Raw genomic sequence first — 22,987 nt, forward strand, 5'->3', positions numbered from 1 at the left:
CCGGAACGGCGCGGGACGAACACCACCTGCCATCAGCCCCTTGGGGAGGTTCAGATCCAGCTGGGCATCCACATGCGAAGCCGCCACTGGTCGTAGGGGATGACCTCGGCCGTCCAGATCGGCAGGAAGAAAGCGGAGAGCAGCACGGCCGCCACCACGAACCCACCGACCAGCATCAGGCCCGTCCGGCGTCGCGCGGGAGGGGCCCAGGATCGGCCGAGGATCAGACCCAGGCAGTAGACCAGCGCCAGGATGAGGAAGGGCTGAAAGGCGATGGCGTAGAAGAAGAAGGTGGTCCGTTCCGGGTAGAGGAACCACGGCAGATACCCTGCCGCGACACCGGCGAGGATAGCGCCGGCGCGCCAGTCCCGCCGTCCCACCCAGAAGAAGATCATCACGATGAGGGCGATTGCCGCGGACCACCAGATCAGCGGGTTGCCCACTGACGTGATCGCACGGGAGCAGGCTTCGACTGCGCACCCCTGGTCAGCGCCCAAATCACCCTTGTAGTAGAAGGACACCGGTCGGCCCATCACCAACCAGGACCAGGGAGTCGACTCGTACGGGTGCTCGGAGCCGAGACCTTCATGGAAGGTATACGCGGCCCGGTGGTAGTCGGCGAGCGACCGGATCGACGCCGGGAGCCACTCCCACGCTGGGGCTGGATGGTCTGCTGCCCACTGGCGGTTGTACGCGTCGGAGGACAGGAACCACCCGGTCCACGTGGCCAGGTAGGTCAAGCCAGCGAGCGGGACGAGTGAGGCGAAGGCCTGAAGCCCGTCCCGGAGGACAGCACCGGTGATCCACCGCTGCACCCCGACCACCCTGCGGGCGTTCATGTCCCAGAGTACGGTCATCAGCCCGAACACCGCGATATACGGAAGTGCCGACCACTTGGTGCCCAGGGCCAGGCCAAGGCTGAGGCCCGCCACGATCCGCCAGGGCCGCAACCCGAGCCACGGACCGTACAGCAAATCGGCGGCCGTCGGTCGGGCACCTCCCGGGGCCGCGGCCGCCAGCATCGACAGCTTCGCCGCTAGTTTTCGGCGTGAGTGGTCCCGATCCAGCAGCAGCGCGCCAAATGCGACCACCAGCCAGAACATCAGGAACACATCCAGCAGTGAGGTGCGGGAATGCACCAGGTGGTGTCCGTCGACAGCGGTGAGCAGCCCGGCAACTGCACCGAGGATCGGGGAACCGAAAAGCCGCTGAGCGATGAGAGCGATGAAAAGTATTGACAGCGTGCCCACCACGGCCGCGGAGAAACGCCACCCGAACGGGTTATCACTACCGAAGATGAGCATCCCCATGGCGATCATCCACTTGCCCACCGGTGGATGCACCACATAGTCGGGGGTACCCAGAATGATCCCGGTGTTGCCGCTATTGAAGTCGGCGTCGGGGTCTTCGGGCCATTCCCGCTCGTACCCGGACAACAGATAGGAGTAGGCGTCCTTGACGTAGTACGTTTCGTCGAAGACCAGGGTCTCAGGTTCGCCCAGTCTGACGAACCGCAGCAACCCACCGATCACCATGACGATCAGCGGCAGGAGCCAACCAAGGATTCCCATCGGGAGGCGCTCGCCGAGCAGCCGGCGCCGCAGCACCACCGCGTCATAGGCGGTGCGTGGGGAGTGAACCCAGCCGTGAGCCGGCGGACCCCCGGCAGCAGGCGGCGGGGAAACGGCGGTATGGCTCACCCTGCTTATGCTACCGCCAGGGTGGTCCAGCGGCTGTGGCGCTGCGGGTCTACGCTGGAACGGTGAATACGACTGGCAATACCCACGACGATAGCGATGCTTCGCCCCTGGAGCCCGACGTGGTCTCCACTGACGAGGACGCAGCCGAAGATTTCGAGACAGTGGCAGACTTCGCCGCTCAAGCCGCCCCCGACGGCGGCCGGATTGTCCTTGCTGCAACCCCGATCGGGAACGCGAATGACGCGTCAGCACGCCTGGTCTCACTGCTGCAAACTGCTGATATTGTCGCCGCCGAGGACACCAGACGGCTGCAACGGCTTCTGAGGGCACTTGAGATCAGGGTGCACGGGAGGATCGTTAGCTATCACGAGCACAACGAGGTGACCCGGACGGCCGAACTGTTGGAACAGGTGGCGGGCGGAAAGACCCTGCTCATGGTCACCGACGCCGGGATGCCGTCAGTTTCCGATCCCGGGTACCGGCTGGTGGAAGCGGCGATTGCCGACGGCGTCGAGGTCACCATGGCGCCGGGCCCGTCAGCAGTGCTGACCGCGTTGGCCCTGTCAGGTCTCCCCACGGACCGCTTCTGCTTCGAGGGATTCCTGCCGCGCAAGACAGGGGAACGGAACTCGCGCCTGGCTGAGCTTGCTGACGAACGGCGGACCATGGTGTTTTTCGAGGCACCCCACCGCCTTGAGGTGATGTTGAGGTCGCTGCACCAGGTCCTGGGAGCCGACCGCCCGGCGGCGGTGGCACGGGAGCTCACCAAACGCTACGAGCAGGTGCTCAGGGGCCCACTTGCTGAGCTGCTGGACTGGGCGGAAACCACCGAGGTGCGGGGGGAGATCGCCGTCGTCGTTGGTGGCGCGCCGCCGGCCGCACCCGCCAACCCGGCCGACCGGGTGGCCGCAGTGGCCGCTCTGGTGGATGAGGGGATCCGGTTGAAGGATGCCGTGGCCGCGGTCGCCGAGGAATCGCGGATCAGTAAGCGGGAGCTTTACGCGGCAGTGATCGCGGCCCGCTGATCGCCGCACGTACCCGGATATCGTTGTGCATCTGGACAGCGCAGGCCTGAGGTCACCGTGCAGGCTGGCATGGACAGGCCTCCAATTCCGGGTCTAGCGTGGTGCTGGACGGCCAACGTGCCGATCTCTCGCGATTCCCACCCCGCAGACCCTCTTGGAGGCACCGACTATGGCAGTTACCACCCAGCGTGAGCAGGAACTTTTGGCCCAGGTTCCCACCGGCCTGCTGATTGACGGTAGCTGGCGGGACGCCTCGACCGGGAAAACCTTCGACATCGAGGATCCCGCCACCGGGAAGATCCTCAAAACCATCGCCGACGCCAGCCCCGCCGATGGCATGGCGGCCTTGGACGCCGCCGCCGCCGCGCAGGAGAGCTGGGCTCGTACCGCTCCCCGTGAACGGGGTGAAATTCTTCGACGTGCCTTTGACCTGGTGACCGCCCGAGCGGAGGACTTCGCACTCCTGATGACCATGGAAATGGGGAAGCCTCTCGCGGAGGCGCGCGGCGAAGTGACCTACGGCGCAGAGTTCCTGCGCTGGTTCTCTGAGGAAGCGGTGCGCGCCACGGGCCGTTACTCCACCTCACCCGACGGTAAGACCCGGATCCTGGTCAATAAGAAGCCTGTCGGTCCGTGCCTCCTGATTACGCCGTGGAACTTTCCGCTGGCGATGGCTACCCGCAAAATCGCGCCAGCCATCGCGGCCGGGTGCACGATGGTACTCAAGCCCGCCAACCTGACGCCGCTGACGTCGTCGTTGTTTGCAGCCGTCCTCGAAGAGGCCGGCCTGCCCAAGGGCGTGCTCAACGTTGTCCACACCTCCGACGCCAAGGGCGTCACCGGGCCACTGATCGACGACAGCCGCCTGCGCAAGCTCTCCTTCACCGGGTCGACGCCGGTGGGCCGCAACCTGCTGGCCGCTGCGGCCAAGAACGTGCTGCGCACGTCGATGGAGCTCGGGGGCAACGCCCCCTTCGTGGTCTTCGAGGACGCCGACGTCGACGCCGCAGTGTCGGGTGCGATGCTCGCGAAGCTTCGCAACATGGGGGAAGCCTGCACTGCAGCCAACCGGTTTATCGTCCACGAATCTGTGGCAGCTGAGTTCGCCGAGAAGTTCGCGGCGAAGATGAAGACGCTCGAAACGATTCGCGGCACCGAGGAAACCTCGACACTCGGCCCCCTCATCGATGAGAAGAGCCGCTCCAAGGTGCACGAGCTGGTCACTTCAGCGCTAAACGACGGAGCCACCTGCCTCGTCGGTGGTGCGCCGGTGGAGGGCCCGGGGTACTTCTACCAGGCGACCGTCCTGACCGATGTGGCTCCGGGATCGCGGATCCTGCAGGAAGAGATCTTTGGTCCCGTCGCGCCCGTCATCACCTTTGCCTCGGAAGATGAGGCAGTCCGGCTAGCCAACGACACCGAGTACGGATTGGTCGCCTATGTGTTCACCCGCGACCTGAACCGTGGCCTGCGCATTGGTGAACGGCTCGACGTCGGGATGCTTGGCCTGAACGCTGGTGTGGTGTCCAACGCTGCGGCGCCATTCGGGGGCGTGAAGCAGTCCGGGCTGGGCCGTGAGGGTGGTTCCGAGGGAATCGAAGAATACCTCTACACCCAATACGTCGGCATCGCTGACCCCAGCGCGTCCTGACCCCAGCGCGTCCTGACAACTCGCTGAGGCGATGGTCAGGACGCGCGGGAGAGGGACCTGGGCAGCCACCGGGCCCTGAACCTCACGGCCCGGCTACTGCCTTCCCGGAGGGATCGGTCGAAGGACTCGAGGTCCTCCCACCCGGCATGAACGAGGAGCTCCGGGTGGGCGTACTCCTCAGCCTCGTAGGCGCGGCTGAGCCGAGCCAGTGCGGCCGCCGCAGCATCATCAATCCTGGTACTGGCCGCCAGCCGGGCAGTGAAGGTTCGAGGGGTGTCGGTGGGCAGCGACGGAAGGCCGTAGTCCGCCGCAAGGTCGGTGGCTTCGGCCCAGGCCAGGGTTGCTGCACCTCGGGATCCACTGGCCGCGGTGAACCTGCGACGTCGGTTCCGGCTGCGCAGGGTGCGCAACAGGAACGGAACGATGGTCAGGAGAACAGCGACGACCAGCGCCCCCGTGATCAGAGCCGAAGTCTGCCTTGCCCGGTCAGGAACAGCTTCTCCCGCCGACTGATCGTCTGCGTCCACCGTGGGATCTGCTGGCGTTCCCGGTTCGAGCGGCGGATTGCCGCCGGGGGTCAGATCATCGGTGTTCGGCACCGGCGAACCGGGGGCGAAGGCCGTCTGTGCATAGTCGGGCACCACGCCGCGGGACGGGGTGGGCTCGAATTTTACCCAACCGATGCCGTCGAAGTAGAGTTCCGGCCAGGCATGGGCATCCAGGGAGGTCACAGTGAATTCGGTCAACTCAAGCCCGTCAGGGCCCTGCACCGATTGTCCGGTGGCGTCGCCGGGCGCATACCCGACGGCCACTCTGCTGGGAATACCTGCCAGCCGGGCCATCACCGCCATAGAGCCCGCGTAATGGACGCAGTATCCTGACCGGGATTCGAGGAAGCGGGCGACGACGTCGAGGCTGTTCCCGTCATACCCGCCCTCGACAGGTGCATCGACGGAATAGGTGAACTCCGGCCCCCGCAGGTAGTTCTGGATAGCCAGAGCCTGCTGATAGGGGTTGGCGATGTCTTCGGTCAGCTCAGCGGCAGTCGCCCTGATGATCCCGGGCGTGGTGTCCGGCAGGGCCAGGAACTGGGAGTCGACGGCTCCCTCGGGGACCGGGCTAATATCTTCGAGCACCTCGCGGGAAAGTACCGGCTCAGCGCTGCGGACGTCGTACCGTTGTTGGGCGGTGGACCCGTTGTCGGTGGCAATCACGCTGAGGTTTTGCGGGTCCCAGGACCACCGGCCCGAAAGATTGGAAACCCCCACCGGAGCATAGGGTGCGAGGAGCCAGGGACTGGTGAACGAATCCGTGGTGATCCGGGTGGTGCTGACTACTCCGGTGTCGATGGCGGCTCTCACCTCGTCAGTTCCCATGTCCTCTACCCCGGGCTCCCTGAGGCTGTACCGCTGGTCTGGTTCCCACCGCTGTCCGTCGAAGTCCTCAAGGGTGACGGCACGGAGGTAAAGCGGGTCCGGCGAGTCGGTGGCATAGGTAATTCGGCCGTACCCGGTGGGATTCCGAAGGTCATTTCCCAGGGTCACGACCGGATTCAGGCCGGTGGCGGTGCCCCACAGGTTGACTTTGGCGCCCTGGGGGAACGCCCCCACATTGAATCCCGGGATCGCCAAGGGGACCAGCACCGTGACGGCCAGCGCCGCGGCCCCGATCGACAACCCGCGGACCAGCCGGCCGCCCGAGGCATCATGGGACGGACCTTTCGCCTGCTGGCTGTCCCGCCATTGGACGCAGCCAAGGATCAAAAGGAAACCCACCACCGCTGCCACGAACCCGGGGACACCGACACTCTGTTGCCGCACGGCGGCGGGGATCACCAGAACGGCGAGCAAGGCCAGACCGCTGATGGCGGGCATTCTGAGGGTGGTGGCCAGTGTATCGGTGAGAATGGCGATCAAACCCAAGCCCGCGCAGATGACCATGAAGATGCCGGTTCCGGGCAGTACCGGCGCCACCTGTGACACCACCGTGTTTTCGGCATGGCTCAACAGCACCGCCAATCGGCCGGCCGCCCCTTCGCCGGGGAAGATCCCGAAGACGTTGTTGGTGGGGAAGAACTGCCAGACGAGGGATCCTACGAGGGCCAGGATTCCGGCCACCGGAACCAACGCACCCGGTAGACGGACGCTCCTGGCAACACTCATGACCAGCAGCACACCCCCGACGGTGAATGCGACCGGGTTCAGCCAGGTCCATCCCAGGACCACTGAATTCAGGTTCAGGGAGGTCAACATGACGGCGACAAATACTGCTGCCGATGAGACCCAATGCCTCTGGTCGGTCCGAAACCGTCGCCCGGTGTGTGGCGCCGACCCCTGCGGCGCGGGTGCGGTGCGGGGCAAGGTGGAGGTCATGGTTGGCCTCCAGACGACGCGGTAGTGGAGCGGACCGCGCCCCTCACAGTGTCAGCTCCAACAGAGTCAGCTCCAACAGTGGTAGCCCCAACAGTGGTTTTTGCTGTTGATGCGCTGGCACCGACCGGAGAGTCAAAGTAGGTCCAGGCTGCTGCCAGATCGGCGGAGGGAGAAACGGCCACTGCGTGCCAGCCTGCAGCACGGAGGATCTCCATTACCGGATGCAGGTCCTGGGGCCGGTCAGCGACCAGAATTGCAAAAGAGGTGGACCCGTACTCGGCGGCAGCGGCCAGGTCCCGGGCCTCGGCTGCTGTGATGGCGCCGAGGATAGCGATCAGGGGTCCGCGGTTCTTGTAGGAGGCGAGCTTGTCCATCATCGGGTCGCCAAACGGCTGATGTCGTGCAGCTGGTGCTGCGTCTGTTTTTGCGGACGCCGGGATGCGCTGCGACTGCCGCCGGCCAGTGGTCCGTTTCGACAGATCAGGAGAGAGCTCCAGAGCGGCCAGCCCCTCCGCCACGTCATGGATGCCCGTCTGTCCCGCGTGTTCCTCGTCCTCCGGCCATGGAGCGGATACCGACGATCGCAGGGCCGGTGCGCCGGTCTCATCCACAAACCGCAGGGCATAGTTGCGTTCGAGCAGGTGCGCGGTGATGGACATCGCAGCAACGACCGCCCATTCGAAGCCCGGAGCAGATCGCAGCGCCGTGCCGTTCTCCTCCCGGTCAACGCCGAATGCGCCGGTCACCCCTGAGCTGTATCTGAGCTGGCGTTGTTCAAGGATGAGGGTTGCCTCGGGTGTAGTGACCGATTCTTCCTGGCGCACCATCAACTCATTGTGTCGTGCGGTCGCTGCCCAGTGGACCCGGCGCATCGGATCGCCGGGCCGATACTCGCGGGTCATGATGTCGTCGTCGCTGGGATTGGCGTTGCGTCGGGTGGCCGCGAACCCTTCGGCGCCCCGGGCTCCGGTCAACGGTGAATGGGGCAGATCCACCGGGGCCGGGGTGATCACCAACCGGTCGGTGCCACCCAGGGTGTGGAGCGAGGTGCCGAGCCCGAAGGGATCGGTGAAGGCGGCGGTGACCGGTCCGACGTCGAACACGCCCCGGCCGGAGGAGCGCAGGCGATACTCGTACATGCTGGCACCCCGGGTTGGATGACGGGATGGATAGTGAAACTCGGGGGACTCACCGAACCGGGCGGGCAGCATTTCCTGCATCACCATGCTCCCGCTGACCGGACGGCTGGCTGCGACCGACAGAGTGACGGTCGAGGTGAATCCCGTCTCCATGGTCTGCGGGGTGAGGTTCCGTTCGACAGTGAACCGCGGTTTGATCAGGCGCAGCATCACGGCCGACAGCAGCGGGAGGCAGATCAGCAGCACCCCAAGGTAGAGCAGGTCCCGGCGGCCGAGGAACTGTGCGAACAAAAGCGCCGTGACACCGGCGATCACCAGCCCCCAACCACGCGGCGTAAGGACCCGGGACGGCAGCTTGGCGAGCAGTTGCATCCCGCCGCCTACGCGCGGAGGTAGGAGTTCGCCGTCGCGCGGTCCACTGGCACCCTTGACAGGATGCCCGCCACCACGCTCTGGGGGGTTTCTCCAGCACTCAGTGCCTTGCGGTCCAGGATCAACCGGTGGGACAACACCGGTTCAGCGACGGCTGCGATGTCATCGGGCAACACAAAATCCCTGCTCTCCAGTGCTGCGCCAGCCTTGGCGGCACGGAGCAACTGCAGGAGTGCGCGCGGGCTGGCGCCGAGCCGCAGCAGAGGATGGTCCCGGGTCGCCTGGCCGATCGCCACCGTGTAATCGCGTACCGCCGGGGAGACATAGACGCGGCGCACCTGTTCCATCATCGCGGCTACGTCCGCCACATTCGCCACGGGTCGGACTGCTTCCAGTGGAGAGGCGGACTGGTGGTTCTGAAGCATCTGCAGTTCGGCGCTGCGGTCCGGGTAGCCCATCGAGATACGGGCCATGAACCGGTCCCGTTGCGCCTCAGGCAACGGGTAAGTCCCCTCCATCTCGATGGGATTCTGGGTCGCCACCACCATAAAGGGTTCACCCAGCCGGTAAGTGCCACCATCAACAGTGACCTGGTGCTCTTCCATACATTCCAGGAGGGCCGACTGTGTCTTCGCCGAGGCGCGATTGATTTCGTCACCGATCACGATGTTGGCGAAAACGGGGCCGCGCCGGAATTCGAACCGGTGGGTGTCCTGGTTATAGATCGACACTCCAGAGACATCGGACGGCAGCAGGTCCGGCGTGAACTGGATGCGGTTCACTGAACAATCGATGGTTCGAGCCAGTGTTTTCGCGAGCATGGTCTTGCCCACCCCCGGCACGTCCTCCAGTAAGAGATGCCCCTGTGCCAGTAACACGGTGAGCGCGAGCCGCGCCGCGGCGGGCTTGCCGTCAATAACCGTGTTGATCGATTTCAGGATGTGGCCAGCAGTTTCGTCGAAACGCTGCGCGGTCATCACTGGGGCATCGCCCGGGGTGGGGGAGTCTTCCAGCCCGGTCCTGTTAGAGGGTGAGACGTACTGGTTGTGGGCGTCCATGCGAACCTTCCGCGAACACTGCACGCCGATGTGCAGTTGAGTCGGCCAGCCCTGGTCGGTCACCCCGGCGGTTGTTCGGTCCGTGGAGTACGCAGCAACTGCTTTGTTACAGATTACTAGGACAACTTGGTGTCGTGGAGATAAGTTCCGGAGCCACCGTGCTGGTGGCTAGGGTTGGACTATGCCTTCTACCGCAATTCCGCCGGCCTACCGCCCCGTCTCACCCAGTCCAACCGCCGACGGCGACCCTGCGGCTGCTGCCGGTCGCGAGGACAAGCGGAGCTACCCGCCAGCGCCCGAACCGCTGCCGGTGCCGGTGATGGACAATCACACCCACCTGGACTTCCGCAGCGGTCTTCCGTTGGTCAGCGTCGCAGCAGCTCTTGATGCTGCTGCGGCTGTGGGCGTGTGCGGCGCAGTGCAGGTGGGGTGCGATCTCGAGTCATCACGATTCACCGTGCAGGCCATCGATCAGGAACCCCGCCTGCTCGGGGCGGTAGCGATTCACCCCAACGATGCTCCGCTGCTCGCAGAGCGTGGAGGCCTCGAGGCAGCGCTCGCGGAGATCGAGGAACTGGCCGCTCATCCCCGGGTGCGGGCCATTGGCGAGACCGGCCTGGATTACTACCGGACCCCCGCGGCGGGGATCGACAGCCAGCACTACTCTTTCCGACGGCATCTCGATATTGCCAAACGGCTGGATCTCACGCTCCAGATCCATGACCGGGACGCCCACGACGACGTCGTCACCACCCTCCGCAGCGAGGGTGCGCCGGACCGTGTGGTCTTCCATTGCTTCTCCGGTGGTGCCGATCTGGCCAGAATCTGCAACGACGCCGGGTGGTACATGTCCTTCGCCGGGACGGTGACTTTCAAAAATGCAGACAACCTCAGGGAAGCGTTGCGGATTGCCGATCCGGCGCTGGTGTTGACCGAAACTGACGCTCCGTTCCTGACGCCGCATCCGTTCCGGGGCCGGCCGAACGCGCCCTATCTGGTGCCCTACACGGTCAGAGGGATGGCGGATGTGTTGGACACGGACCTGGCGACACTGTGCCAGTCGATCGCCGATAACACCCGGAGAGTGTACGGAGAGTGGGACCTCGGCTAACCAGTGTGGGCCTGCCCCGACTTGCCGGCTTATCTCATTTCGGTTACGGTGAGCATTTATTAGCCGGGGTCGGGGAAGGCTTTCCGTCTAATACAGTTCTTCTGCGGGATTGGTTGGTCGCTGCCGTTCGGGCGACCAAAGCACCCGCTACTAGCTCATGCCTTCACGGCAGTAACGTACCCGGGCCACCGGTGTGCCAGTTTACCGCCGTGATTCCCCCGTGCCCGGATGAAGTCGACCGTGAGGGACTTTGTGGCGAGCAGAAATCGTTGGATCAAGACGGCCGGCCAGGGGATAGTCATGATGTGCCTGGTGCTGGGACTTGTCGCCTTTGTGGGCAACAACAAGTCGATAGTCCTCACCATTGACGGCCAGGCAAGCATCGTCCAGACCTTTGGCGGAACCGTCGGCGACGTGCTAGCCAACTCCAACGTCGTCGTCACCGAAAACGACCAGGTCACCCCTTCACTGACGGCAACTGTCGAGGATGGTTCGGCCATCCAGATCACCAAGGCGACGGCGATCGACGTCGTACTCAACGGCGCGGACACAGTAGTTCACACCACCGGCTCGACGGTAGGGGACGTCGTCAACGAGCTGGGGGTGGCCGATTCCTCAGCTATCTCAGCTGACCTCGAAACCCGCCTGACTACGCTCAGCTCCGAACTGGAGATCTCGACCCCCAAAAACGTGACCCTGACCGTCGATGGCTCGACGGCAACCCACACGTCCACCGAAAAATCGGTTCAGGATCTGTTCGACGAAGCGGACATTGTCCTCGGCGAGGAGGATCGGGTCAGCGTCCCGGTCACCTCGTCTCTGGTGGAAGGTCTCGGGTTGAAAATCACCCGCGTCGACAGCGACCACCGCGAGACCGTCACCGAGAGCATTACCTTCACCACCGACAAGGTCGACGACGACACGCTCGACCTTGGCGAGCAGCGCATTACCAGGGCCGGGGTCGACGGCGAGCGGACCAAAATTTACACTGCCATGCTGATCGACGGTCGCGAACAGGACCGCGAACTCCTCAGCGACAAAGTCACCCTCGAACCCGTGACTGAACTTATTGCCATCGGTACGCGGGAGCCCGAGCCGGAGCCGGAGCCGGAGCCGGAGCCGGAGTCCGAATCGGAGCGCGATGCGGCGCCGGCGCCCGCGAGTGAACCCGAGCCCGCCGGATCAAGCGGCCCCGCGCCAGCAGGCGGAGCCTGGCAGGCACTGGCCCAGTGCGAGTCCGGGGGTAACTGGTCCATCAACACTGGAAACGGCTACTACGGTGGACTGCAGTTCAGCGCCCCAAGCTGGTTGGGCGCGGGTGGCGGCAAGTATGCTCCCCTGCCGCACCTGGCGTCGCCAGCGGACCAGATCGCCACGGCCGAAGTGCTCAAGCAAAACGGTGGTTGGGGTCATTGGCCTTCGTGTTCGGCGAAACTCGGGCTTGGATAGCAGCCTCGGTACTAGACCGACCAGCGACCAAACACCAAAAGCGGGTTCCCCAAGTGGGGGCCCGCTTTTGTGTGGTGCCCGACTACCATGGCTTAGGTGACTCAGCCCCCTAACCCCCAGCCGGTCCAGCCCCTACTCGGTGCCGGCGATGTCCGCCGGTTGGCCGCCGACCTGGATTTGCGGCCCACCAAGACGCTTGGCCAAAATTTCGTCATCGACGGCAACACTATTCGGCGGATCGTTGCGGCAGCCCATCTCGACCCGTCAGAAACCGTGCTCGAAGTGGGGCCGGGCCTCGGTTCCTTGACGCTGGGCCTCCTCGACGCCGCGGCCCGAGTGGTTGCGGTGGAGATCGACCCGATACTGGCCGGGCGTCTCCCGGAAACGGTTGCCAAGTGGCGGCCAAAGACGGCAGCCAACCTGGACGTGGTCCTCGCTGACGCGATGCGGGTGACCGAGCTGCCACACCCGCCCACCGCTCTGGTAGCGAATCTGCCGTACAACGTCGCAGTCCCGGTGGTTCTGAACCTTTTGGAGAACTTCCCGTCGCTGCGCCACGGATTGGTCATGGTGCAGGACGAGGTGGCCGACCGGATGGCGGCAGGCCCGGGTTCCAAAACCTATGGGGTGCCCTCGGTCAAGGCCGCCTGGTACGCAACCATGCGCAAATCGGGCGTGATTGGAATGAACGTGTTCTGGCCGGCGCCGAAGATCGCCTCGGGGCTCGTGGGGTTTGTCAGACACGAGCCGCCCGCGACGTCTGCCAGCCGACGTGAGGTTTTCGCCGTCATCGACGCGGCGTTCGCGCAGCGGCGCAAAACGTTGCGCGCCGCCCTCGCCGGCTGGGCGGGCAGCCCCGCCCTCGCCGGCGAGGCCCTTGCCGCTGCCGGCGTAGACCCAAGTCTTCGGGGCGAAATGCTCGACATCGCCGCGTTTGCCCGGATCGCCGAAGCGAAACCCGCGCAGTCGACCACTCCGTAACCGAGTGCATCCGGATATCTGCCTCCGGGATTGGGCCCATAAATAGCGCTCCTCGGGATCGAGTCAACAGGTATGACCGGTTTCGTGACGGATTTCGGTTATTTGTGTTGACTCGATCCCGGGTTTTTTAGGACGGCTAGCGCCTGCTAGGAGCGGCTTGCATCGTCCTGGACCGTATCCTTGGCATCCTGTGCCCGGCCCTTGACGTCGGCGGCTGCCGATGTGCTTTCATCCTTGACAGTGTTCATTGAACTGGCGGCCGTCTCCTTGACCGAATCCATCGCCTGCTGCGCTGGCTCCTTCAGATCCTCGACCACTGTCTTCGCTGCGTCGGTGACGCTGCTGGTGAGGGGCTCGGCCTTCTCCTTCAGTGCTGTCGCGGCTTCCTTCTCCTTGTCACTCGCTGGGATCAGCGAGGAAATGAGCATTCCTGCACCGAACGCGATCAAGCCGGCAGCCAAGGGGTTGCCCCGGGTTTTATTACCTAGCTGATGTGGCGCATCCTGGACGGCGTCGCTGGCGTTGTGGACTGCCGACTTCGTTCCGCTGGAGGCCTGGTCGGCCGAACCCATGACAGAGGTCCTGATTCCTCCAACAGCACTCCGCACTTTGTCGCCCTGGCGTTGGGCGATGCTGGACGGGCTTACTTTGTCGGCGACGGCGTCGACGCCGGTGCCAAGGTCGCGACGGGTGCGCTCAATATCTGCACGAATTTGTTCGGGTGTCTGGCTCATGGGGTAGGTTCACCTGGTTTCAGAGTGGGGGGAATGTCTTTGACGGTTTCAGCTGTCGCGGGCATGCCGCGGACGCTTTTCAGTTCTTTCTTGCCTGTCAGCGCAAGCACGGCAGCGATGATGCCCCAGATGACTGCGACGATTACTGCAGACCAGCCAAGGCCGACGAGGCCGTCCAGCGCCCACATCAGTGCAAGCGACAGAAACAGCAAGACGAAGTGTCCGGCGATGGCTGCGCCGCCGAACATCCCGGCACCTTTACCGGCCTTGGTCCCGCTTTCACGGAGTTCGGCTTTGGCCAACTCGAGTTCCTGGCGCATCAGTGTGGAGAGGTCGCGGCTGACATCGCCTAGGAGGGATCCCAGGGATTCGTTGGCGGCCCGGTCCTCGGCCTCGGTGCGCGGCGATTCGTACGACGGGGGCCCTCCGGTGTGTGTGCCACTCATCAGCGCAGGTCCCTGTCCGGTGACCCGTCCTGGGTGCGCCGACCGGGCTCAATAACTGGTTCTGCGGCCAAGGGGTCGCCCAGGGGGTTACTGAGTTCGTGTCCCGAAGCGCCAGTTCCACTTGCCGCTGCTCCCGTGGCGCCAGTTACCGGGGTGGCGGCGGTGGGCGAGCTGAAATTATTGGAGGGTTCAGGCTGCGTTGGCACCGTTGGTGGGTACTCGGGTGCCGGGTTGGCTGGCGTGGCGTTCTGTTCGTCGGATCCGGCCCCGGCCAGGCCTCGGGTGAGGCGTCCTGCGAGCAGACCTGCACCGGCGGCCATCATCAGGAACGTTCCTGGACGACGGCTGGCGAATCCTTTCACTTCCTCCAGGAGGGACCCTGGGTCGCGGCCTTCCAGCCAGCCTGCGACGTCGCCCGAGCGCTGGGCAGCCTGGCGAACAAGGCTGTTCGCGGGTCCACTCTGGTCGCCGTTATCCGCCATCGAACCAAGTTCATCACTGATGGAGCGCAAGCCCATGGCGGCCTTCTGCTGGCTGGCGCCGGCCTGTTCCTTGAGGTCAGACCCAAGCTCGCCGAGCAGGTTCTTCGCCTGTGTGCTGGCTTCGTCCGCAACATTCCTCGCTTCGGTGCCCGCGGTCTGAGCGACACTCTGTGCTGCGTCCAAACCTTCGCGACCCACCTCTTTTGCCTGTCCTGTCGCCTGGTCCTTCACCCCGGTGGGGCCGGTGCGTTCTTCGGTAGTGACGGATGAGGACGTCGAGGCGGTCTGAACACGCTCTCCTGACGGCGTTGCCGTCAACGGGTCCTCTGACCAATTCTGGGTAGTCATAGCATTTCCTTCCGATAGTAACCCTGCTTATCTTCGTAATGTAAGCACGCTTAGTAGTTTTTCGCAATGCATTAATTCGAGAGATTTTTGGGCTCTCGACGGCCTCAGGTTTCCCGGTTCAGCGACCGGTAGCCTAGGTTGGAGACTATGGAGGCAGGCAAAACGACAGGACTATTTGGTGGCGCACCGGCCAGCGTCAGGGTCCGCGCGCCCGGGAAAATCAACGTCTCGTTTCGGGTTGGCCCGCTCCGGGAAGATGGCTACCACAGTGTCGCCAGCGTCTATCTAGCCGTTTCCCTCTACGAAGAGGTGACCGCAACCGTCAGTGACGAACCGGGCACCATTGTGACAGTCAACGGGCAAGGGTCGCTCAACCTACCGGTTGAGAGCATTCCGCTGGATGCCACCAACCTGGCCGCCCGCGCGGCCGCACTGCTCGCCGATCTCAGCGAGAACTCAACCGGGCTATTGTTGGACATCACCAAGCGTGTACCTGTGGCAGGTGGGATGGGCGGTGGATCTGCCGATGCAGCCGCCACGCTGGTGGCATGCGACGCACTGTGGAACAGTGGTTTCTCCCGGGACGAGCTGGCCAAGATGGCGGCGGAGCTCGGCGCCGATGTTCCATTCGCACTGGTCGGGGGCACAGCGGTCGGCGTCGGGGTGGGGGAGCAACTAACCCCGGCAATTTCCAAGACCCCTCTTCACTGGGTTCTCGTGACATCGGGTTATGGGCTATCTACGCCAGAGGTTTACCGGACTCTTGATGAGATTCGTCTACGCGAAGGCACCGAACCGGCGGCGCCGCCGGAAATTGACCCACAAATTCTGGGGGCAATGCGGTCCGGTGATGCCCGGGCCCTGGCGGATCTCCTGCACAACGACCTGCAGCTCGCCGCACTTGAGCTTGCTCCGGGGCTGGCCGATATTCTGAAGACGGGCAAGGACGCTGGAGCCCTCGCAGGTCTGGTCTCTGGCTCAGGACCTACCGTCGCTTTCCTTGCGGAAAGCGAAGAGCATGCGGAGGTATTGGCCGGACAACTGACGGATAGCGGCCTGAACGCCACCGCCGTGCATGGACCGGTGTACGGTGCCAGAATTGTTACCGACCACATCGCCTGACCTGCCATTGACGCTGGGCCAGTTCACATAATCTTTTCACTCCACGATTAGGAAGCAGTACTTACTTGGCACATCTTCTGGGCGCCGAAAGCGTCAGCGTCACGTTTGCCACCCGCACCGTCCTTGACGGCGTTTCCCTCGGCATCGAGGACGGCGACCGGATCGGGATGGTCGGCCGCAACGGCGACGGCAAATCTACCCTCATGCGCCTCCTGGCGCAGCGCGCCACCCCCGATGAGGGACGGGTCACCCGGCGACGCGACGTGCACGTCGGATACCTGGACCAGACGGATGTCCTGGACGGTGACCTCAGTGTTGGTGAGGCAATCGTGGGCGACCAGGCGGACCATGAATGGGCGTCCAACCCTAAAATCCGCGACGTGATGGGCGGTCTCGTGGCCGAAGTGGACTGGCACGCCAAGGTCTCCTCGCTCTCCGGCGGGCAGAAGCGTCGGGTTGCGTTGGCCAAGCTCCTGATCGGCGACGACGACGTCATCATGCTCGACGAGCCCACCAACCACCTCGATGTGGAGGGTGTGGCGTGGCTTGCGCGCCACCTTGCGGAGCGCTGGCGTCCGACCGACGGCGGCCTGCTGGTAGTGACCCACGATCGGTGGTTCCTCGACGAAATCTGTACCCGCACCTGGGAGGTCCACGACGGCGTCGTCGACGGGTTCGACGGCGGCTACGCCGCGTACGTGCTCGCCCGCGCCGAGCGTGACCGGATGGACTCGGTGGTCGAAGGCAAGCGGCAGCAACTGGTCAAGAAGGAACTGGCCTGGCTGCGCCGCGGCGCCCCCGCGCGGACCGCCAAACCGAAGTTCCGGATCGAGGCAGCGAACGCGCTGATCGCCGACGTGCCCGAGCCGCGTGACTCCCTCGCTCTGAGCAAGATGGCAATGGCCCGGCAGGGCAAGGACGTCCTGGACCTTGAGGATGTCTCGTTGGCGCTCGGGGAGAAGACCCTTTTTGACGGCATCACCCTGCGCCTCGCCCCCGGCCAGCGGCTGGGACTGGTCGGTGTGAACGGGTCAGGCAAGACCACCCTGCTGCGGATGCTGAACGGCGAGGTGACCCCCGACGCCGGGAAGGTGAAGAAGGGCAAGACGGTCCAGACGGCTGTGCTCTCCCAGGAAGTCAAGGAGCTCAACGAGCTGGAGCACCTGCGCGTCACCGAGGTTATCGAGCAGGAGAAGCGCGTCTTCAGCGTAGGCGGACGTGAAGTGTCAGCGACCCAGTTGGTGGAGCAGCTTGGTTTCACCAACGCCAAGCAGTGGACCAAGGTGAAGGATCTCTCCGGTGGCGAGCGCCGCCGGCTGCAACTGCTTCGCCTCCTGGTCGGCGAGCCCAATGTGCTGATGCTCGATGAACCCACCAATGACCTGGATACCGACACCCTGGCTGCGATCGAGGATGTCCTGGACGGCTGGCCCGGAACCTTGGTGGTCGTCTCCCACGACCGCTACCTGCTGGAACGAGTCACTGACTCCCAAATGGCGCTGCTGGGTGATGGAAAGCTCCGCGATCTGCCCCGCGGCGTCGACCAATATCTGGAACTGCGACGCGCAGCTGAAGCCGGATCGGGCGCATCTCCCCTGAACGCCGGTGAAGGACAGAACAGTGCGGAGTCCGCTCCCCGGTATAGCTCCGAGGAGACCAGGCAGGCGAAGAAAGACCTGACCCGCATCGAACGCCAGCTCAGCAAGGCGGCAGCGCAGGTCGAGAAAATTCAGCATCAAATGAATGATGGAGCGTCAGGGGACGTCGACTTCGACAAGATGGCAGCCCTCAATAAGAAGCTCCAGGTAGTCCAGGCCGAACAGCAGGACCTTGAACTGCAGTGGCTCGCAGCTGCTGAGGTTCTCGGTAAGTAGGAATCCAAGTGTGAGTGGGCTCCCTTTCAGGTACCACCTGCACAAAGTGAAGTAGGAAGCAGTATTCCCGGCGCACCAGGCGGCGCCTACCGTGGATGTATGACAGATGTAGCTGGATTACCTCGAGGTAGGCGTCGCGATAAGTACCGGATGCGTCACTCTGACAAGCTGGCGTTGGTAGGGGCTCTTGTCCTTTCAGCGGTAGCGGCAGCTGTGTTCTTTATCGCGATTCTGTAGAGATCGGCCAGGCACAAGGTGGGCGATAGCTCTACCTGCCACCGTGCCGGTGATCAAATATCTTCCATCTGACCGAGGAACTGGTCCGCCGGTCCGCCGTCTCCGGGGTGCGCGCGGGAGCGTCCGGAGAGGTCCTCTGGTCCGGGAGCAGAAGCGTCACTGCTTTTCATACCTTCCTTCCATCATCGACCACCGACAAAATAGGGGCCGATTCAAGGTCACCCGAAAATCTCTTTCAACTATCTTTCAGAACCAGAGAACCAACACCGGACCGCCTCCGGGACACCCGCTGCACCGAGAAATGCAGCGCGTCAAAAGCCACCCCGCCCGCTACAGTCCACCTCCCGGCGGGAGGGACAATGCGGTCTTAGGGCCCAGTGCAGGTTCGACGCTGGAACGGATGGGCCGCAGCCGGGGAAAGCCAGCGAGGTGACACTGCCTACTTCGCCCCGGACTGACCGCATGGGCGCTACCAAGTCGCAGGATGCCCCCGACTCATGGCAAACTGGATAACCGCGCTTCGGGACGGAAATTAGTCAGTTCTTTCAGCGCAGTCCGCCCTGGTGTAATGGCAGCACCCCAGCCTTTGGAGCTGTGGAGTATAGGTTCGAATCCTATGGGCGGAACGGTCGGGCGGTAAGGCCGCGGGTAGTATTGACGGTGTGAGCCTGTACTTTCCGGTTGACAGAGAAACTACAGGCAGGAGTGTCTCCTCAATGGGTCCGCAGACCTCGAATACGCATCACCAGGCATCAGACTCGGAGGCAGGAGTCCTTCGTCCAGCCGCGGTCATCGTGCTCGCCGCAGGAGCGGGCACTCGGATGAAGTCCCGCACACCGAAAATCCTTCATACCCTGGGCGGGCGATCGATGGTGGGGCATGCCATGGCCGCTGCCAGAGGAGTGGTCCCCAACGCAATGGCAGTAGTGGTCCGGCATGAACGGGATCTCGTTGCCAGTCATATCGCCGGCCTTGACCAGGAAGCGGTTATCGTCGACCAGGACGACGTGCCAGGGACCGGACGGGCAGTCCAGGTAGCTCTTGACGCGCTGGACCGCGCCGCTGGCGCACCCCTCGAGGGAACCATCGTGGTCACCTACGGAGACGTGCCGTTGCTGACAGCGGACACGCTCGCTCAGTTGGTTGAATCCCATTCGACCCAGAACAACGCAGTGACCGTGCTGACCGCCGTTCTTGAGGACGCTACCGGGTATGGGCGGATTCTGCGGGCCGCCGACGGCACCGTCACCGGCATCGTCGAACACAAGGATGCCACCGACGCCCAGCGGTCCATCAACGAAATCAACTCGGGTATCTACGCGTTTGACGCTTCGACACTGCGCAGCGCCCTCACCTCAGTCACCGCAGGGAATTCCCAGGGCGAAATGTATCTGACCGACGTCCTCGGCATCGCTTCAGACGGCGGTGGCCGCGTGGCCGCCGTCGTCTCCGACGACCCCTGGCAGGTAGAGGGAGCCAACGAGCGGGTGCAGCTTGCAGCCCTCGGCGCCGAGCTCAACCGGCGCACCCTGACCCGCTGGATGCGCTCTGGCGTGTCAATTGTCGATCCCGCCACCACCTGGATCGATACCTCGGTGCAGCTGGCGGAGGACGTCACAATCTTGCCCGGCACCCAACTTCACGGCGCCTGCGAGATAGCGCGCGACGCCGTCGTCGGCCCAGATACCACCCTCACCGATGTGGTGGTGGGGGAGGGGGCGACGGTGCTTCGGACCCATGGGTCTGGCGCCAGCATCAGTGCCCGCGCCACCGTTGGCCCGTTCACCTACCTGCGACCCGGAACCGTCCTCGGGGAGGACGGCAAGATCGGGGCCTTCTACGAGACGAAGAACGTTGTCATCGGTCGTGGATCGAAGCTGTCACACCTCGGGTATGCGGGGGACACCGTGATTGGTGAGGACACCAACATCGGCTGCGGCAACATCACCGCCAACTATGACGGCGTCAACAAGCACCGCACCACTATCGGCAGCAACGTCCGCACCGGATCGAATACCGTTTTCGTGGCGCCGGTGACAATCGGCGACGGCGCCTACACAGGCGCCGGCGCTATTGTGCGCAACGAGGTGCCGCCAGGCGCACTTGCTGTCAACGTCGCGCCGCAGCGCACCGTCGAGGGCTGGGTGCAGGCCAAACGCCCCGGCAGCTCAGCAGCAAACGCGGCCCGGGCCGCGACTCCCGAAAAGCGTGCCACCGGTGAATCCACCAGCAGCATCACCAGTACTGACGAAAGCGACCGTTCATGAGTGAGATCACCGCACGCGGCGAAAAGAAACTGGTCCTGGCCTCGGGTCGGGCCCACCCGGAACTGGCGGAGGAGATTGCGGCAGCGCTCGGGACCGAGCTACTGCCCATCTCCGCCTATGATTTCGCGAACGGCGAGATCTACGTCCGGTCCGGGGAGAGCGTGCGCGGCACCGACGTGTTCGTGATCCAGGCGCATCCCGCGCCGCTGAATAACTGGCTGATGGAACAGCTCATCATGATCGACTCACTGAAGCGGGCCTCCGCCAAGCGCATCACCGTTGTCTCCCCGTTCTACCCCTACGCCCGGCAGGACAAGAAGGGTCGCGGCCGCGAACCGATCTCCGCCCGGCTCGTCGCCGATCTGTACAAGACGGCGGGCGCCAACCGGCTCATGTCAGTTGACCTGCATACCTCGCAGATCCAGGGCTTTTTCGACGGTCCCGTCGACCACTTGATGGCCATTCCGTTGCTCGCTGACTACATCCGCACCCGGGTCGACGCCGACAACGTCACCGTGGTGTCCCCCGACACCGGCCGGGTCAGGGTGGCCGAGCAGTGGGCCGAGCGGTTGGGCGGGTCACCACTGGCTTTCGTGCACAAGAGCCGCGACCTCACGGTTCCCAACCAGGCCGTCTCCAAGCAGGTAGTGGGTCAGGTCGAGGGACGGACCTGTGTGCTGATCGACGACATGATCGACACTGGCGGGACCATCTCCGGGGCGGTCCAGGTTCTGAAGAACGCGGGTGCCAAGGACGTCATTATCGCCGCGACCCACGCCGTGTTCTCAGACCCAGCGGCCCGCCGTCTTGCCGAGTCCGGTGCCCGCGAGGTGGTGGTGACCAACACCCTGCCCATTCCGTCCGAGAAGCGGTTCCCGCAGCTCACCGTGCTCTCGATTGCGCCGCTCATCGCGCGGGCAATCCGTGAAGTGTTTGACGACGGATCGGTCACCAGTCTCTTCGACGGCAACGCCTAGAGTCGACTGAATGGGGCATCGGAACGGCTGTTGCGGCCGCCCGATGCCCTGGTAGTTCCACCCGGCGGTCGGCGGTGTCCCTCCAGACGTTCAAGGTGCTGTAGGATTGAACGCGATGCCTAGGCGAGGGAGCATCCCGGAACTTCCGGGAGTGTTCCGTGATCGACGGTGGCTAGTGACGAGAGTCCAACACCAAGCGTGTTGACTGTTTCTAGACAGATGCCGATCGTTTGCCCAGCAACGATCCACTACTCGTCAACACAGGAGACTCAATGTCTGACCTCACACTTCCCGCAGAAGTACGCACCGAATTTGGCAAGGGTGCGGCCCGCCGTGCGCGCCGCGAAGACAAGATCCCCGCGGTCATCTACGGCCACGGTGCGGATCCCATCCACGTACTGCTGCCTTCCAAGGCCACCACGCTGGCCCTGCGGACCTCCAACGCGCTGCTCACCCTCGACGTCGAAGGGGAAAAGCACCTCGCCCTCGCCAAATACGTGGTCCGCAACCCGTTGAAGCGCATCGTCGAGCACCTTGACCTCCTGACCGTCCGTAGCGGCGAGAAGGTCACTGTTGACGTCTACATCCACGTTGAAGGCGAACTGGCGCCAGGCGCTGTGATGAACCTTGAGCACAACTCGGTTGAGGTTGAAGCAGAAGCAACTCACCTGCCGGATTCGCTGACCGTCAATGTTGAGGGACGCACCGTCGGCGAGCACATCCACGCTTCAGACATCGTGCTGCCCAAGGGCGTCACCCTGCTGATCGAAGCGGACACGCTGATCGTCAACATCAGCGAGCCAACGGTCCAGGACCTCGGCGAAGATGACGGAGAGACCGTCGCAGAAGGCGACGTTGTCGCCGCCTCAGGCGAGAAGTCAGAAGAGGGCGAGTAGCCACTTCTCCGGCGCATTCATGGCGACTGACTCCTGGCTTGTAGTCGGGCTCGGCAACCCCGGGCCCGACTACAGCCATAACCGGCACAATGTGGGACAGATGGTGCTCGATGTCCTTGGTGCGCGGCTGGGCGGAAAGTTCAAAAGCCACAAGGCTCACGCCGCCGTGCTCGAGGGCAGGCTAGGGCTGGGTGGGCCGCGGTTGGTGCTCGCCAAGCCGCTGACCTTTATGAACCTGACAGGTGGCCCGGTGAACGCACTCTGCCGGTTCTACGACATTCCCGCCGAACGCGTTATCGCTGTGCATGACGAGATTGACATCGACTTCAACACGGTCAGGCTGAAGACTGGTGGCGGTGAAGGTGGACACAACGGGCTTCGCGACATTTCCAAGGCACTCGGAACCAAGGACTACCTTCGGGTCAGGGTCGGTGTGGGCCGCCCGCCGGGCCGGCAGGACGCCGCCGACCACGTGCTCAGGGACTTCAGCTCGGTCGAAAAAAAAGAACTAGCGTTCCTTCTGGAGGATGCAGCCGACGCGGTGGAATCTCTCATCGTCGAGGGTCTTGTCAGCGCTCAGCAGAAGTTCCACTCCACTGGAAAATAGCGTATAAAATAGAGTGACGACCACCGGTGAGGGACAATGTGATCCCACACCGCGTCAGGCCTAGATGGCCCCACATACGGGGGCCGACGTTGGGCGGCCTCTGAGACTGGGCCACCCCCATCCCAACGTCGGTCCCTTT

18 protein-coding genes and 1 tRNA gene are annotated in these 22,987 nt (G+C 64.0%); 12 read left to right on the forward strand and 7 right to left on the reverse strand.

The window, feature by feature from the left end; translation table 11 throughout:
• Positions 1–50 precede the first annotated feature (50 nt).
• Positions 51–1,571 (reverse strand): dolichyl-phosphate-mannose--protein mannosyltransferase, encoded by a 1,521-nt coding sequence (locus tag ABD059_RS08160; RefSeq protein WP_343879198.1) that lies wholly within the window; start codon positions 1,569–1,571, stop codon positions 51–53.
• A 290-nt stretch (positions 1,572–1,861) separates the two neighbouring features.
• Between ABD059_RS08160 and rsmI the strand changes: the two genes are divergently transcribed.
• Together rsmI and ABD059_RS08170 are read left to right on the forward strand one after the other, a co-directional pair.
• Entirely contained in the window at positions 1,862–2,725 is an 864-nt protein-coding gene (rsmI, locus tag ABD059_RS08165; RefSeq protein WP_343879200.1) for a 16S rRNA (cytidine(1402)-2'-O)-methyltransferase, read from the forward strand.
• Between the two features lie 169 nt (positions 2,726–2,894).
• Positions 2,895–4,376 carry an NAD-dependent succinate-semialdehyde dehydrogenase gene (locus ABD059_RS08170; protein ID WP_343878907.1) on the forward strand — a complete coding sequence of 494 codons (1,482 nt, stop codon included), beginning with the start codon at positions 2,895–2,897 and terminating at the stop codon, positions 4,374–4,376.
• A gap of 35 nt (positions 4,377–4,411) precedes the next feature.
• Here the strand turns inward: ABD059_RS08170 and ABD059_RS08175 are convergent, their stop codons facing one another.
• The 3 genes from ABD059_RS08175 to ABD059_RS08185 are packed head-to-tail and all read right to left on the reverse strand — an operon-like array spanning position 4,412 to position 9,317.
• Positions 4,412–6,748, reverse strand: coding sequence for a transglutaminase TgpA family protein (locus tag ABD059_RS08175; protein WP_343878908.1), 2,337 nt, complete (start codon positions 6,746–6,748; stop codon positions 4,412–4,414).
• Entirely contained in the window at positions 6,745–8,259 is a 1,515-nt protein-coding gene (locus ABD059_RS08180; protein WP_343878909.1) for a DUF58 domain-containing protein, read from the reverse strand. Before ABD059_RS08180 ends, ABD059_RS08175 begins: the two co-directional genes overlap by 4 nt.
• An 8-nt stretch (positions 8,260–8,267) precedes the next feature.
• Positions 8,268–9,317 (reverse strand): AAA family ATPase, encoded by a 1,050-nt coding sequence (locus tag ABD059_RS08185; RefSeq protein ID WP_343878910.1) that lies wholly within the window; start codon positions 9,315–9,317, stop codon positions 8,268–8,270.
• Between the two features lie 181 nt (positions 9,318–9,498).
• On the opposite strand from ABD059_RS08185, the gene ABD059_RS08190 reads away from it, so the two are divergent.
• The 3 genes from ABD059_RS08190 to rsmA all read left to right on the forward strand — a co-directional run bounded on the left by ABD059_RS08190 (position 9,499) and on the right by rsmA (position 12,858).
• Positions 9,499–10,428 (forward strand): TatD family hydrolase, encoded by a 930-nt coding sequence (locus tag ABD059_RS08190; protein ID WP_343878911.1) that lies wholly within the window; start codon positions 9,499–9,501, stop codon positions 10,426–10,428.
• Between the two features lie 252 nt (positions 10,429–10,680).
• The gene (locus tag ABD059_RS08195) at positions 10,681–11,877 is read left to right on the forward strand and encodes a resuscitation-promoting factor (protein WP_343878912.1); all 1,197 of its coding nucleotides are present in this window, start codon (positions 10,681–10,683) and stop codon (positions 11,875–11,877) included.
• 96 nt (positions 11,878–11,973) lie between these two features.
• Positions 11,974–12,858, forward strand: coding sequence for a 16S rRNA (adenine(1518)-N(6)/adenine(1519)-N(6))-dimethyltransferase RsmA (gene rsmA, locus ABD059_RS08200; protein ID WP_343878913.1), 885 nt, complete (start codon positions 11,974–11,976; stop codon positions 12,856–12,858).
• A gap of 146 nt (positions 12,859–13,004) precedes the next feature.
• Here the strand turns inward: rsmA and ABD059_RS08205 are convergent, their stop codons facing one another.
• From ABD059_RS08205 to ABD059_RS08215, 3 genes are read right to left on the reverse strand one after another with little or no spacing between them, the layout of a single operon-like run.
• The gene (locus ABD059_RS08205) at positions 13,005–13,592 is read right to left on the reverse strand and encodes a DUF3618 domain-containing protein (protein ID WP_343878914.1); all 588 of its coding nucleotides are present in this window, start codon (positions 13,590–13,592) and stop codon (positions 13,005–13,007) included.
• Positions 13,589–14,038, reverse strand: coding sequence for a phage holin family protein (locus ABD059_RS08210; RefSeq protein WP_343878915.1), 450 nt, complete (start codon positions 14,036–14,038; stop codon positions 13,589–13,591). Before ABD059_RS08210 ends, ABD059_RS08205 begins: the two co-directional genes overlap by 4 nt.
• Positions 14,038–14,868: a hypothetical protein gene (locus ABD059_RS08215; protein ID WP_343878916.1), complete on the reverse strand. Its 831-nt coding sequence runs from the start codon at positions 14,866–14,868 to the stop codon at positions 14,038–14,040. Before ABD059_RS08215 ends, ABD059_RS08210 begins: the two co-directional genes overlap by 1 nt.
• Positions 14,869–15,015: 147 nt before the next feature.
• Here ABD059_RS08215 and ABD059_RS08220 point away from each other — a divergent pair, with 147 nt between their 5' ends.
• The 7 genes from ABD059_RS08220 (at position 15,016) to pth (ending at position 22,848) form a co-directional block, all read left to right on the forward strand.
• The gene (locus ABD059_RS08220) at positions 15,016–15,990 is read left to right on the forward strand and encodes a 4-(cytidine 5'-diphospho)-2-C-methyl-D-erythritol kinase (RefSeq protein WP_343878917.1); all 975 of its coding nucleotides are present in this window, start codon (positions 15,016–15,018) and stop codon (positions 15,988–15,990) included.
• A gap of 65 nt (positions 15,991–16,055) precedes the next feature.
• Positions 16,056–17,864 (forward strand): ATP-binding cassette domain-containing protein, encoded by a 1,809-nt coding sequence (locus ABD059_RS08225; protein WP_343878918.1) that lies wholly within the window; start codon positions 16,056–16,058, stop codon positions 17,862–17,864.
• A gap of 791 nt (positions 17,865–18,655) precedes the next feature.
• A tRNA-Gln gene (locus ABD059_RS08230) sits at positions 18,656–18,727 on the forward strand.
• Positions 18,728–18,922: 195 nt separating this feature from the next.
• Positions 18,923–20,368 (forward strand): bifunctional UDP-N-acetylglucosamine diphosphorylase/glucosamine-1-phosphate N-acetyltransferase GlmU, encoded by a 1,446-nt coding sequence (gene glmU / locus ABD059_RS08235; protein WP_377959643.1) that lies wholly within the window; start codon positions 18,923–18,925, stop codon positions 20,366–20,368.
• Entirely contained in the window at positions 20,365–21,345 is a 981-nt protein-coding gene (locus ABD059_RS08240) for a ribose-phosphate diphosphokinase (protein WP_343878920.1), read from the forward strand. Before glmU ends, ABD059_RS08240 begins: the two co-directional genes overlap by 4 nt.
• 272 nt (positions 21,346–21,617) lie before the next feature.
• Positions 21,618–22,241, forward strand: coding sequence for a 50S ribosomal protein L25/general stress protein Ctc (locus tag ABD059_RS08245; RefSeq protein WP_343878921.1), 624 nt, complete (start codon positions 21,618–21,620; stop codon positions 22,239–22,241).
• Between the two features lie 19 nt (positions 22,242–22,260).
• Positions 22,261–22,848, forward strand: coding sequence for an aminoacyl-tRNA hydrolase (gene pth / locus ABD059_RS08250; RefSeq protein WP_343878922.1), 588 nt, complete (start codon positions 22,261–22,263; stop codon positions 22,846–22,848).
• The last annotated feature ends 139 nt before the right edge of the window (positions 22,849–22,987 follow it).

The sequence above is a fragment of the Arthrobacter flavus genome, from assembly GCF_039526005.1.
In the GTDB taxonomy this organism is placed as follows: domain Bacteria; phylum Actinomycetota; class Actinomycetes; order Actinomycetales; family Micrococcaceae; genus Arthrobacter_D; species Arthrobacter_D flavus.